Source organism: Bradyrhizobium sp. USDA 4472 (assembly GCF_054058595.1).
On sequence record NZ_JBSSAM010000001.1, the window covers coordinates 1374059 to 1388184 of the forward strand.

Annotated in this window: 8 protein-coding genes and 2 pseudogenes; 2 read left to right on the plus strand and 8 right to left on the minus strand. The window is 57.2% G+C overall.

All coding sequences use genetic code 11. The features are described from left to right. Nucleotides 1-644 precede the first annotated feature (644 nt). On the plus strand, nucleotides 645-1955 hold the full coding sequence (locus ACVWZ4_RS06115; RefSeq protein ID WP_456701496.1) for an MFS transporter: 1311 nt from the start codon (nucleotides 645-647) through the stop codon (nucleotides 1953-1955). Between the two features lie 852 nt (nucleotides 1956-2807). Here ACVWZ4_RS06115 and ACVWZ4_RS06120 read toward each other — a convergent pair. The 8 genes and pseudogenes from ACVWZ4_RS06120 to ACVWZ4_RS06155 form a co-directional block, all read right to left on the minus strand. After that, the gene (locus ACVWZ4_RS06120; RefSeq protein WP_456701495.1) at nucleotides 2808-5030 is read right to left on the minus strand and encodes a hypothetical protein; all 2223 of its coding nucleotides are present in this window, start codon (nucleotides 5028-5030) and stop codon (nucleotides 2808-2810) included. Nucleotides 5031-5602: 572 nt separating this feature from the next. Next, nucleotides 5603-5947 carry a hypothetical protein gene (locus tag ACVWZ4_RS06125; RefSeq protein WP_456701494.1) on the minus strand — a complete coding sequence of 115 codons (345 nt, stop codon included), beginning with the start codon at nucleotides 5945-5947 and terminating at the stop codon, nucleotides 5603-5605. A gap of 290 nt (nucleotides 5948-6237) precedes the next feature. Continuing rightward, nucleotides 6238-7479 carry a cytochrome P450 gene (locus tag ACVWZ4_RS06130; RefSeq protein ID WP_456701493.1) on the minus strand — a complete coding sequence of 414 codons (1242 nt, stop codon included), beginning with the start codon at nucleotides 7477-7479 and terminating at the stop codon, nucleotides 6238-6240. A gap of 363 nt (nucleotides 7480-7842) precedes the next feature. After that, nucleotides 7843-8678 (minus strand): annotated as a pseudogene (locus ACVWZ4_RS06135) (pantoate--beta-alanine ligase). A gap of 158 nt (nucleotides 8679-8836) precedes the next feature. Continuing rightward, the gene (locus tag ACVWZ4_RS06140; protein WP_456701492.1) at nucleotides 8837-9205 is read right to left on the minus strand and encodes a pentapeptide repeat-containing protein; all 369 of its coding nucleotides are present in this window, start codon (nucleotides 9203-9205) and stop codon (nucleotides 8837-8839) included. Then, nucleotides 9202-10005 (minus strand): ABC transporter substrate-binding protein, encoded by an 804-nt coding sequence (locus ACVWZ4_RS06145; protein ID WP_456701491.1) that lies wholly within the window; start codon nucleotides 10003-10005, stop codon nucleotides 9202-9204. Before ACVWZ4_RS06145 ends, ACVWZ4_RS06140 begins: the two co-directional genes overlap by 4 nt. 44 nt (nucleotides 10006-10049) lie before the next feature. Further along, nucleotides 10050-10895 (minus strand): annotated as a pseudogene (locus ACVWZ4_RS06150) (LLM class flavin-dependent oxidoreductase); the annotation flags it as partial. Further along, nucleotides 10877-11398 carry an LLM class flavin-dependent oxidoreductase gene (locus ACVWZ4_RS06155; protein WP_456705160.1) on the minus strand — a complete coding sequence of 174 codons (522 nt, stop codon included), beginning with the start codon at nucleotides 11396-11398 and terminating at the stop codon, nucleotides 10877-10879. The gene ACVWZ4_RS06155 and the pseudogene ACVWZ4_RS06150, both read right to left, overlap by 19 nt. A 1735-nt stretch (nucleotides 11399-13133) precedes the next feature. Here ACVWZ4_RS06155 and ACVWZ4_RS06160 point away from each other — a divergent pair. Further along, nucleotides 13134-14036, plus strand: coding sequence for a hypothetical protein (locus ACVWZ4_RS06160; RefSeq protein WP_456701490.1), 903 nt, complete (start codon nucleotides 13134-13136; stop codon nucleotides 14034-14036). Nucleotides 14037-14126 lie beyond the last annotated feature (90 nt).

Here is a 14126-nt window from a genome sequence, read left to right on the forward strand (position 1 = left end):
GGGGTCAATTTTCCACGTGCCCGACAACGGGGGCAATATCGCAGCCCGGACAATAGGTCGGCACCACTCGGACGAGAGGGCCGGGATAACCGTTCATTTCGTGGGCTGCCAGCGGACGCGATGAAGCACACCCGCTGGTGGGGCGAGCAATCCACTTCTAAGCGGTGAATTGTCCATCCAGGTAAGAACAATCGGAGCGACCGCAGGGCTCCAGTCCCGCGCGATCACTTCACCGTCGGCTGCGTCTTATACCCGCCTAAGCTTAACGAACCCACCCTCGACTAATTCGGCTGCCTGACCGAGGCGGAATGACTCGAATCGTCGTCAGTCGTGTGTGACGTCCGTCAATTTTGTCCCACTCCCGCCAGAGCAGCTTCAAACGTCTGCAGCCATCCGCCGAACTCAGCAGGTTCTCAGAATCGTCTTGCCAGACAGGCCAGCGATCAGATCAAGGGCTATCGTGGCGCAGCGACAGGCATTTTTATTGCAGAGGTTGCGGTGAACTTCGTCGTGACACGCTTCAGCCTACATGTTGACTGGCGTAATGTGCCGTAAGGGACGAGTTCGGATAAGTGGAATGCAACGGTGCGTTCTACCTGGCGAAAATGTTTGGGTCTTGGGGTCGCGCGTCAGATAGGTCGAGGATGTCGAGGCAATTTGCTCGAGAGAGGCTGCAGCCTGTCCTCGATCCCGCAGACCAACGCCTGAGGAACCGCGCCGTGTTGGGCGCAACCATCGGCAATATTCTCGAATTCTACGACTTCGGGACCTACAGCTTTTTTGCGATACAGATCGGTCAGACGTTCTTCCCGGCAGACGACCCGTTCGCCAGCCTTATGCTGTCACTCGCAACCTTCGGCGCAGGTTTTGTGACCAGACCGATCGGGGCCATCGTACTGGGCTCGTATTCGGATCGGGCTGGCCGCCGGCCCGCGATGACCGCCAGCTTTACCATGATGAGTGCCGCAGCCTTATTGTTAGCTACTACGCCATCGTACGAGACAATAGGACTAGCCGCTCCGTCACTGGTCGTCTTCGCACGCTTGCTGCAAGGCTTTGCTCTCGGGGGTGAGGTGGGCCCGACGACAGCCTATTTGATGGAAGCGGCCCCCGAAGGAGGTCGCGGTCTTGCTGTCTCCTTTCAGCCCGCGAGCCAACAGCTAGCTGCGACCGCCGGAGCCTTGGTTGGAGAAATACTCTCGCTCAGCATGACAAGCGATGCGCTCAATGCGTACGGATGGCGGATCGCGCTTTTGTTGGGTGCGGTGACGTTGCCGCTCGGACTTTGGTTGCGAAGCGCACTACCCGAAACGCTGCACCTGCACCAAGTGCCCGTTCTGGTCGCCCGGCCTGGAGGTCAATCGTCTGACGACCGTCGCATCATGTGCTTGGGATTTGTTATCTTGGCCAGCTGCACGATCACCACTTACGTTACTGGGTATATGACCACCTACGCGATGAACACGCTGCATGTTTCAGCGCCTCTGGCCTTTGGTGCCACGCTCATCAGCAATGCGGTCGGAATTGCTGCCGCACTGCTGGGCGGTCTGCTCGCCGACCGCGCGGGCCGGCGGCGGGTCATGATATGGCCGCAGGTCATGGCATTGGTAATGATCTATCCGGTATTCTTATGGATCGTAGAGAGCCGCAGCACCTTCGCAATTCTAGGGGGTCTCGGCGCACTCACTCTGATCGGAATGATTCCGTATAGCGCCTTCTACGTGAGCATGGCCGAAGGTTTACCCAGGAACATTCGTGGTGGCGCCTTCGCGACGATCTACGCTTTTGCGATAGCGATTTTCGGAGGCACAGCCCAACCGATCGTCACTTGGCTGATCCACCTTACAGGGAGCGCACTCGTCCCTGCCTGGTACATGCTTTTAGCGAGCGCCGCCGGGCTCTTTGCCATGCTCATGATGCCGGAGACGGCACCGCTCGATTTGGCGCCCGACTGATAAACGATCGTTTGTAACGCCACGACCACTACCTAGGCATGGCGGTAAGAATGGACATTCATGACGTCCGAATGCAAATTATCGAATTGAAGGGCGTCGGAGGGCATGAAAAAGCAATATATCGGACCAGTTTTAGATCGAGCGGCGGCTCGCACTTGGAACAGTGCTGTGGTCCAAATCGACTTGCCCGTTTAATGAGCCGTCTCCGGCGCTACAGACGAGCGATTGGCGGCATCACCGACGAACTGAAAGCAATCAATTAGTCTGCCAGTATAAACCTACGGCTTGAGGAAACGGCCGCTCCCCAAGCAAGCGGCCGCACGAGGCTCTATCCTCATTCTCTGCTTGATTGGTTTTCCGCTATCAGCGTCGCACGCACGATGGATCGGTCAAGCAAAAAAACAGGTCGCAGATGCCATCCAACGGGTCATCGGCGCACTGCGGATATGATGTATCGGCTACCTGCAGCCGGGGGGTGACCGGTTGCGCGGTCACCGTCGCAGCAAAAGGCGGCACCGCCGCCGTTGCAAGCGCGAGGGCGCTGACTGTCACTAACACAGACTTTTTCATCCGAGAAATCGCTTCCCTTGGTTGGCCCCAACCTTCCTCGAGGTCTATATGACTACGGTGGGAGCGGTAAAATTGATTTTCTTGATTAGATCTATCTACGGGACGAATAAGCTCGGGTATCGTATGGCTCTGTCGGAGCTAATGATTGCAGGCGTTTTCCGGGCTCCATTCTTTTGTAAAATTAAGCCGAAGGAGCTCGGCGCTGCTAATGCAATGCGCCGAGCCGATCCGGAGGCATGCACGCCGCCAAGAATTGCTGACCGCAGCAAGACAACCAGCACACTAGATCCCTAGTTGAGCCATCTGCGATGAAACGAGCTCCGGATGGGGTTGCCACGGCTGGCCAGCGGCGTTGCTCAACAAGGACCTACAAAACCCAGGAGTGAGCTTGCCGCGGTGGATCACGACTTTGTCGTGGCCCTCGGCGGCTCGAGCGTTCTGCCAATGTCGATTGTATCCGCGCTGTTCGTCGGATTTCACGTGGCATGCGGCAAATTCGCGATCGCCAAGCGTTGCTAATTGCCAGGCATGAACTGGGCGCTCGGTATGGATGTGCACCCACATAGGCCTTGGCATCGCACCACTGCGCAGCGCCTTGGGCTGCAGCTTGATCTCGAATAGCTGACCTGGCTCGCCCTTCAGTGGGTGCGGGGGCCCCACTGACTCCAGCTCCCCCGCCGCGCGCAACTTTTCGAGATACTTTTGCGATGGAAAGGAGTAGGTCTTCATGCAATCGCTCGTGATTGCTACCTTCCGCGCCTTCAAGGAGTTTGCCTGTCCGTGCAGCTCGGACAGCATCCCGTTGAGCCGGACTAACTTATCGTGCACTTCGGGCACTTGCGAAGGCGTAAGCAGGCCACGTCGGCGAGGCTCGTGCAGCGCGGTTACACAGGCTTCACTTTCGTCAGCCTGGGTCTGCAACCGCGTAATTACGCGATCCAAGACGTATTCGGCGTCCTCGGGATTCATCTGGCGCGTTTGCGAGACGGTCCTTTGCTGAGCCGGCAGATCGAACTGCAGCAGCTTGTCCAGCCGCTCAAGTAATCCCGCCAGTGCTTCCTTGGACGGCGGTGCCTGCCACATTTGTAGGTGCTCGGTTGCAGCGGAAGAGGCGCGTGCTTCCTCCGCGGTGGCGAGCTTCTTCGTCCCGAGATCGGAGCGCACGATAACCTTGCGCGTAGGAGCTGGAGCGGTAGCGGGCCTTGCGAGTTGCGGCTCGGATAAGCTGATCGTTGAACTCCCCTCGCCTCCGGCCGCTGCGCGCCTCCCTTTGCCCTTTCTGCGGCCCGGATTGACTTCGCTCGCCCCAGCAATATTCTCTGGCAACGCAGCCGAACCCGCCCGTTCAAGCGTGACAGGCGTTGCTGGCTGTAATGCCAGCAGCCGCATGACCTCGTTCGCTGTCGCCCACGCACTCTCTACAATCTCGTCCAGCAGCTGCAGCGGAAGGTCAGCCCCCGTTCCGGTCCCCCTCACATTGGCAACGATGCCGCTCACCCCCGACGCAAATTCCGAAAGCCGCTCCATCACTCCTTCCAGCACGGCGCGATGCTCCGCGTCGAGCGCTGCTCCATTGCTCTTCAGAACGGCATCGGCCGTGGAAACAAACGCCGGAAAAATATCTCCGATAAAGCTCCCGAGCAGACGCACCCGCCCGCTCTCGTCCATGAGGGCCTCGCGCACGCCTGGATCGAACGTGCTCGCTCGCGAGTCAATCAAGAGCTCCGCGAGAGCGATCCTCTGTTGCAGGAACATGCACTTCATATTGAGAGCCTCGCCGGTGTGCAGCCTTAGTGCGGCCTCTTCGGCCTTGCGCATCTCGGGCGTGCTACTCGGCAAATTGGCAGTAGCCACACAGGCAGACTGAACCCGCTCCAGGCGCAACACCTTCTTTCCCCACCATTCCATGCAGGCTGCATAACGATTCGCCACACTTGCAAGCGCGCGGTCCACCTGGGCAGGCGTACCGGTGCTTCTGATCCTCACGAGCCAGCCTTTTGCTTCCTTTCTTTTGTCTTCCAGCTCGTAGATAATATGGGTGGCCACCTCGTTACACCGGTCGGCCGCGGCCAGCGTGTCATCGCGGAGCCTGCGAGCCTGGTCGTCGGGCATAATGCGACGCGCTAAATTGGCCGGCAGATCCGCGTAGTACTCCAGAACTGTTGAGCCTGCTTTGACGACTCGATCGATCAGCTCTTGTGCCTCTGGTAGGTTCGGGGGGTGCGTGGCCGCTCGACGGCTAGCATCAAGCTCGGCAAGCAGGCTGTCCATCTTTTGCCTTGCTGCCCTGATCTCGTTGCGCGTTGGCGCCGGGAGATTCGGCTTGCCAAGCACCGCGCTTCTGTCTTGAGGCCCAGAGCGCAGCCGCTCGATAACGGCATCGAAGGACTGTCTGCCTCCTCCGGGAAGCAGGCCAATCTCCGGCCTCGAACGGCTTATGTCCCCGCTGCTACCGACTCCTGTGGCCCCCACATCCGATGCGCCAGCTCGGCCAATGCCTGTCATACTTCGTCTCCGATAAAAGTTACGAATGTGCAGGCCGTCTGGGTAGACCGCCCGACTGACGACTACCTGACCAAAAACCGTTCTTGCGAACGCAAAAGAAAGTCGATGTCACCTGGAGTTTCATTTCCATGGGACCTCCAATGATTCTGAAGAGATCGATGTGGGTAATGCCTCGATTGCGGTTTGATCAGACACGTCACGGCCGCTGAGGCGCCTTGGCCGCGTCGCCATCCGGTACGAGTCTTGGTCGTTTGCCGGTGGCTCCGTCGATGTAAATGGGTAGTTGGGACAAACCTCGCCCTTAAACGGCGAATTATTGTCAAGGAGAAATGGCCAGCTCAAATCGACTGACAGAGCTAGCCTTGCGGCGGCATCCTACGAACTTTTAAGTAGAGTTTGACAGAAGCGCTCAATAGAGCTAGCCGAGAGCCAGCCGCCGTATACCGGTGAAGAGATGCTGAACCAGTATCGATATTTATCCTCGTCCGAACCGGCAGACTCGCCCCTCCGCAGCTCCTCAGACTGCATTTCGCAAAAGCCGCGGGGCCATTTTCGCCACCGTCAAATTACCTTCATAGAAATATGGCAGCGAGTGCGCCAAACGCACCCAGAAGCAGCCCAATTAGCGAACCGACGGTCGGTACATCTCTAAAGAGCAGAAGCGTGAGTATCGGCTCCAGCACCAGGATGGCGCCAACGGATATCGCGACAATGATCCAGATATTCTTCAGATGCATGTAGCCAAGTGCGTATCCGAATACGAGGAGGATGCCGGCGAAGGATGCCAGGAGAAACATCGGCCACAGCATCGCCATGTGGCCACCTGTTTTTCCGAATTGTCTTGAGGCAATCAACTCGGCCAGTATCGAAAGCGCTTCTCCAAGAAAGATCGCTGCCACAGCTACAATTTTCAACATCAAGGTGATCGGCCTTTACGGTTCCGACTATTAAGGCAGCCCAGACACCTGCATCGGAGTAGCCGTTGAGGTTCAATTATCCACCTGCCGAGCGCGTGCGAGGCGGACGTACGCCTCACCTATCGCTTCTTGCGGGTCTCGTTCCAAGCGTCTGCGGGCCCGCAATCAGCTCCCCGCATGCAACAACGTTTCGCGTCGATCACCCATCTGCGCTCCTTGCAGAAACGCAAGATGGTTTAGGACAAGCCCGCTCCGCCGCCTGCCGTCTGCGTGAGCAGCGCAATGTGGGCCTAGGCTGTAATCCGCACAGGGAGAGCCGAATAGCCGTGCACGAAGTTAGACGCAATCCGCTCGGGTTCGCCGACAACTTCGAACCACAATTCCGCGGACAAAATCTCCTCCCAGAGGACCCTCAGCTGCAGCTCCGCAAGATGTCTGCCAAGACACCGATGGATGCCGAATCCGAACGAGAGATGCTGCCGCACATTCTTGCGGTCGATCACGAAACTGTTGGCACTCTCAATGACCTCTTCGTCCCTGTTACCCGAGATGTACCACATGACGACCTTGTCGCCCTTCCTGATCTGCTTTCCGCCTACAATGCTGTCGATCACGGCAGTGCGGCGCATATGTGCAATTGGCGTCTGGTACCGAATTATCTCGGACACGGCGTTCGAGACCAGCTTGGGATTGTCAATGAGCTTTCGCCGTTCGGATGGGTACTGATTCATGAACAGGAGACCGCCAGTAATCGAGTTGCGCGTGGTGTCATTGCCCCCAACAATGAGTAAGATAAGATTTCCGAGGAACTCACTTGGCACCATGCGGCGCGTGGCCGCCGAATGCGTCATCAAGGAGATCAGGTCGAGGCGCGGCTCGGCTTTGATGCGCTCGTTCCAAAGTCGGGTGAAATAGGCTAGGCACTCGGACAAGATGGTGCTTCGCTTCTCCCAGCTGTCAATTGCATGGCCTGCTTTCGGAGCTGTAACAGCTACATCCGACCAATAGGTCAGCAGTCGCCGATCCTCAAATGGAAAGTCGAATAGCGTGGCGAGCATTTGCGTCGTCAACTCTATTGAGACCTTGTCCACCCAGTTGAAGACTTCATTGCGCGGCAGGCCCGCGAGGATCGCCCTGACACGGGACCGAATCAAACCTTCGAGCTTGTTCAAGCTTTCCGGTCCGACGATCGGGCTTACGGTATTGCGCTGCTCGGCGTGCTTGGGAGGCCCCATCTTGATGAAGCTTGGGGTCCAGTGCTCGCAAGGCACGTCGACAATAGTGACCCCTTGTTCTGACGAGAACGCCTGGTGGTTTGTGTCTACGGCGACGATATCCCGGTATTTCGTTATGGACCAATATGGACCATGAGCGCTGTCTTGACAGTGGTGAACGGGATCTTCCTTTCGCAGTCGCTCAAAGCAAACCCATATGCTGTCGTCTTGAAAGCGCTTGCCATCGCTTACATCCAACTTCCTCAGCGGGATAACATACGAATCGTCCGTCCGGTGATCTTCCGATAGCGTTGTCATGGTTATCTCTGCAGATGTTGCTCTCGAGAGTTTACCGTCTGGAGGCGCCATCGTTTCGAGCTGCCGCAGCGCTGGCTATGGTGGGCCGCTGGACCAGTATACCTCAAACGGCAACCAGCCTACCCTACCGTGTCGGGCAGGGAGGAACGCATTGACAACTCGATCTACTCAGTGGATCAGTGAGGGCTCTCAGCGCTGGTGAGAGAGATCGCTATGTTCTGGAGCGCAACACATCAAGCCGATTGCACCTACACAAGATAGCCGGTCTTCGGATACGGCGGATGCCTTGTGTTCAAGTCATGGATGAACAATCGGCTGGCTAGGGCTGATCCGGCAGGTCGATCCAGATGTTCGAAGGGCCTTTCAGGAGAGTATCCTGATCTGGAACGTAGATATTATCGAAGATCTTAAGACCATGAGCCGTTGCCGCTCCAAAAATGATGAAAGGGAGCTTGGCATGCTCCAGGTCTTCGAAGTTGTCAGCGTCGATAATTCGAACAAAGTCGAGGTTAAAGTGGCGGAACTTGATCTGAGACGTAGCGGATGCAACCAGATCTTGGCGCTAGATATCCCTCGGACGACCTCCTTCCTCGCATGGTTGAGTGCCGTGAAAAGGCACGACAGCTCATCAAGCTCAGAGCGGTTAAATCGCCTCAAACGCGACGAGATGGGCACTCCTTTCTTGTATGTCACCGTCGGCACAAACCTTATCTCGCAATCCAGAAGGAGGTCTGCGACGGCGCGCTTCACCATGATCGCCTGGCCGATATCTTTCAGGCCGAAGTAGCTGCGTGTTGGTCGCGCATAGCAGATGCAGCGGACTGCTCCAGTAACGGCTTCTTCCAAATAGGCATCACGCCCTCCTAACCGCAAATGACCCTCACCCTGCGACACAAAGGTTCGATAGCCGGGCGGGAACATCTCGGTGTCGTTGGACGAAATTACGGCAGTTGCGCCCGACCGTAACGCGACCCCAATATCCTCATCTAAATTGAAATCGTAACCCCCACCTGGCCTAAGCTGGATCTTGTTCGGGTACACCGTGGCAATCGGGACGTCATTTTCGACTGCCGCCTTCTGATCAGTTCTGCATGCCCTCGATGTAGGGCGCCGAGCGTATGTACCGTCCCGATTGTCTGCCCTGTTCTCGCCACCTCGCGGATGAACGCTTTACCTGCGGAAAGACCTGCCAGATGCATTTTCTTACTCCAGTGTTTTTTGAATGCCAAAAAGGCGATCTAGTCGGTCCGATCGCGCAGAAGTTCTGCCCTCGCGTCTCGTCCTGACCGCGAATCTCAAAGAGCTCCGCGCACAGCTCCGATGATCGCCCAAACCGTCCTTGTGCAGTCCAAACAGGTCAGGTGGATCCTTCTCGCCCCCGTCTGATCAACGATGACAATTCAGCGAAATAGCTTGATGGCTCACGCCGCTCCTGCCCCTTCAGAGCAGCCTGCAGGCCCGGACATCGGTCAGCAAAGAATGGCGGCTCGAATGTGGTTATCTTGGCGTCCGAAAAGTCGGCCTTCACGAAGCTGGCCTGGAACGGTGACATCCCACTCAGGTTCGCCCCGCGCAAGGATGATTGATTCATGCGAACGTATGCGGCACGCGTTGCCTCAAGGTTGCTCTTAGCCATTCCCGCGGCAAGATACGCCTGAACAAGATTGGATCCTTCAAGATTTGCGTGGTTCAACGCCATTGATTGCGGGGGATCACCGGTGATCATCGACCTGTAGAGATAGGCCTTAGAGAGGTCTGCGTGTTCAAGATCGCAGTCGCGCAGAAAGGCACAGCGGCCACAAAAACCCTGGCGGTCGCAGGCGCCGAGTTGTAGTCGGGATTGCGGCGGAAAGTGACCTCCCTTCCATGGCGCCATTTGTCCACAATGAATGGACCTGAGCCGACAGGACTCTCGCAATTTACCGTAAGTCCGCGTTTGAGCGCGGAGGGTGAGAGAATGCCTTGTGAGGATTGGGCTAACACGTTCAGCAAGGGTTGAAATGGCGCCTTCAAGGTGACCTGTAATCTCAGAGGAGCGATTGCACTTGCCGATTCGAAGCTATCACTGAGATAGGGAGCGGCAGTTGGATTACGGCGATCAGGGTCGTTGCTGAGCCACCCGTTGATATTGTCGGCGATGGCCTGAGCATCCAGAGACGTGCCATCCGTGAATTTCACATTCGGCTTTATTTCAAATGTGTATACCCTTTTGTCATCGGAAATTGTCCATGACTCGGCCAGCCAGGGCACAATCTGGCCATCTTCACTGCGGGCGACCAGATTGTCACTGTACTGGCGTTGCAAATACCATTGCTGCACCCACCCTCCGAAGAGGCACGGTGGCTCTTGAAAATGCCCATAACGAACAACCCCTCCTCGTTTGACCGCTGGCGACTCTTGAGCATGGCCGCTCGGCGCGAACTGTGACAGGCTTTGCAGCACCAATAGACTCGCGGCTACTTTTCTTGCGAGACAGTTTGGCCGGCAAGTGAAGCGCATCGATGAACGCGTATTGGATACAGACATGTCCGAGCTCCAGGACAATGAATACGGAAAGGCCGAATGCAGCGTCACACCACTGAGGAACGCGACGTACTCGCCGGTTCGATGGGGAGGGGAATTCCCAAATGCTCGCGCAATGTCTCCCCCTGATATTCTGTGCGAAATAGACCGCGCTTCTGAAGGAGAGGCACGACATGGTCGACAAAGGACGCAGTCCCGTCAGCCAGCACGTCCGGAATGATATTGAAGCCATCCACCGCGCCGGCGCGGAACCAAGCCTCGATCGCATCTGCGATCTGTTCGGGTGCGCCCACCAGCAAGCGGTGGCCAAACGCCTGAACGCTGGTGATGATCTCGCGAACTGTAAGGCCTCGACGCGCCAGAGTTTCGACCGTGCGATGGTGCCCAACAGAAAACGGAACGCTGTCTGCATCGGGCAAAATCTCCTCCGGAATGGGCCTTTCGAGGTTAAGCTTCTCGACCGCCAAGCCCATGCTTCGTGCAAGAGCGGCGACAGCGCGATTCAGGTCTTGCAACTCGTCAAGTTGCGCTTTGCGGCGAGCCGCCTCTTCTTCAGTCCCGCCGATACAGATGACAAGACCTGGAAGGATCAGCGGAGCCGTAGGGCGGCTGAATTGACGAGACAGAGTACGCAGGCGCTCGGCCTCTTGCAGCGCAGTTCTCAAGTCGCCGGCTGCCGCGAACACGACATCTGCGCTGCGGGCGCCGAGCCGCAACCCAGGATCCGAACCGCCCGCCTGAACGATGACTGGATGACCTTGATGCGAAGCGGGATGTGTGAGTGGGCCACGGATGCCAAAACTGTTCTTTTCAGGGTCGAGCAGCCGAAACAGACGCTGATCTGCATAAACTCCCGCTGCTTGGTCCGCGATGATCATCTCGCCACTCCAGCTGAGCCAGAGCGCCCGAACAGTTTCAACAAAGTCCTCAGCGCACCGGTAGCGATCCGCTCGTGCGAGCTCTGGTCCGCCAAATTAGCTACCGTCGCGGGGCTCGAGGTCGTGACTGCGTTCCACGCCACACGGCCACCGCTGATGACATCGAGCGATTGGAAACGCCGGGCGAGATTGTAGGGATCATTGTAGGTGGTCGATGCGGTGGCGATTAGCCCAATCCGCTTCGTTTCACGTGCGATCGCAGCCAGGACCAGCGTTGGTTCAAGCCCATTAAGCGGCGGCTGGTGGGTGATGTCGAAGCTTATCGCGGGGTATCGGCCAGGAATACGGCGTCTAAGCGACCGCGCTCCGCAAGCTTCGCAGCGCGGACGTAGCGGTGTCGAAAAAGAGCGCTTGGATTTGTGCCTGGCCAGCGCCACGCGGCAGAATGACCACCGGCACCATGAAGATTCAAGCCGAGATGAAGCATGGAGTTGCGGGAAGACATCACAGCCCCTCATGCGGTGGCCGCTGGGCCACTCAGCGGCCTTGTGCACAAGTTGATCTCGGCAGCGTTTCGTGCATGCTCACCCTGAACGTGCTTCGGGCAGCCAATTTGAGGGATAGACAACAAACAGTCGGCTGATGTGAGTTGAACGACACCAAAGACGCTTTTGCTAGGCCTTGGGATGAGACGCGCTCCGAGCACGTCGGTTGCCGATTGACGCCGAGGTGATAGCTTGCCTCCAGCGGCTGGTTGCTTCCACACGCGTACACTCACATCGGCTCTCCAGATTTCATCAAAAAGCTGTCCCTTTTCACGAAGATGTTTTGGATTGCATTCGCTATCGAAACCTTTGGACTTCCGACCGAGCTAGCAATCATCAGCTAGGGACCTCTAGAGGTCCAAACCATGCAAACGCAGTAGTTGAGTATTTCAATCTACTATCGTCCCTTGGCATCCTCTTCTATTGCGCTGTTTAACTTTCAGCCGCTTATTCCAACGTGTTCTCTGATCGGGTTCGTCGGACACGCTACCTAATTGCATCGAGTGCAGTTGGCGGCACCGGCGAAGCGAACCAGATGACTGGATGCATTCGAGAACACGGAGCAGATTTGGCGACATGATTAGGCAACGGCTTGCTGCCGCGCTGCAAAGTGACATCCAATCAATAAGGCGTTCCCAAGCCCACCATATAATATTGCGATGAAACATTTTAGATTATGGATGCCTCGCAACGGCAACAATTCGAGGCTGCACTTCGTTCTGCACCACGCCCGCGGTCTTGCGGATACGAGGATGCTGCGATCTCCTTAATTCTCGCGCGCGGCGCATGTCCTCGCGTACGGGTATGATGGCGGACCCCAATTTGCCGAGCGCCCGTCTTCGCGGCCCCGGAGCGCGCCGATATGTGCGCGGACTCAGCTATCTTGGACACAGCCGCCCTTGAGCATCAAAAATGGCGGCGCATCAACGTCGACGAAATCACGTCACTTACATACATGAGAGTGGGGCGTCTCTTGAGATGGATCGTTCGTGGTCTTGCCAGGTCTGGCTGGCAACTCAACGTCTCATGTCGGATGCTGGATTGAAATTGCGTCGACCGGGTCGTGTTCTGCGACCAGCTTCCGGGTCGTCCGCGCGACTCCTCACCCCCAATCCGTCCCAACAAAGCACAATGAGCTTCGTCCCACGGCGGCGAAATCACGAGCCAGGTGGCTGCGGCACCGGCCACTCGGATCGGAGCTGGCATCTCGACGCACCGTTCAACGAGATCCACTCGCGCAAAATGCAAACCTGGCCCAGATAGGCTTATCCACGCAGCGCACGATCAGCGATTGCATCGCTTTCGCGACCTGCTTCGCCCGGCCCCATCGCTCGGGCCTGCCGTGGGGCTGGACAGGGGCGAAGGGACCATCTCGCCCAAACTCAACTCTACAGTGACCAACCGGCACGCCAGCACAGCCGCAAGGGCCGAAGTTTGTTTCAACCAATGGGCCTGGTCAGCTGTTCGACAGCTAAGCCCTCTAGCATAAGCAAACGTCTCTATCCGGACTAGCAGGCCCGCTTGATCGTTCAAGACCTGGAAAGGAAGGACCTGGATCCTGGGTCAGCCCGATCCGTACGCGCTCAACATACCCACCCGTTCGAGAATCATATCCGCTGGAAATTTTATCAACTGCCGCTCGGCTTCTGAATCTCTCGGACCAACTTTGCTCGAACGACCTTGACGAGGCAACCAATGGGAGAAAGCAATGGGCCCATTTGACAACTTGAATCCGTCCGCGGCTCGCATGAGCCACGTCGATCCGCAACAGGAAGAGACCGAAGCAGACTTTGAGCTGCGGCTTAGGGAGCAGCCGCCAATCCTGTCCGCACCAGCCTCAGCCGGGGCTGAATCGAGCCGAACTGCAACGGACGGCAATAGGAGAGCGCACCTTATCCCAAAGGACGAACGGTGCACAGCCGCATCCTTTGTAAAAGCGCGCGCTCAACTCGCCGCAACGCTGACCTGCGCGAACATTGCGGAACTCAGAAGAGAAATCGAACTCGCTGCGCAAACATCAGCACAATGGGCAAGCGAGACTGGGCCGTTGGCCGGCGGCGTGGATCGTAGCCGCGTTTACGACGACCTGGTGGCATCGTCCTACGCGGAGCTGCAGCGCTTTCAAAACCACGCCAGCCATTGCAAGCCCCACGTGTTGGACGGTCAAAGCGCGATGGCCCATTTGCGTTCCATGGCGGCTTTGCGTTACGACGTCGCGCCCTGGAATATCTGGGGAGGCCAACAACTTGATCTCGGCCGCGCAGCCGCAGAGCACATGAGGGGCGATACCCATTCTTCGCCTTTTGTATCACTGTCCGAAGAGGCCTCTCAACTGCTCCTTTCGCCGGACGACGATAACGAGCATGGCGCCAAGGCAATCGCGGAAAACGCAAGCGAGCTGCACACCTACACGGTGCCAAGGGTCACCACATGGACGGCCGAAGAGATCGTCAGTATTCTTGAGGACGGGACTGAGAATGATGAACCCAATCTGGCCTGGGTGAGCGATACCCCAACTGAGGAGCGCGAGGTACTGTTTCTGGGCGGGGATCTGGATAACTATCGGACCGCTAGCGCATCGAATCCATACAGAAAGTCGGGGAAAAGCTGAGAGTAGGAGCTCCTGAACCTGAAAGGCCGATTCGCCTTTTTCCGACACTCCAAAAAATCGAAAGCGGCGTTCGCGCCATCTACAACACTC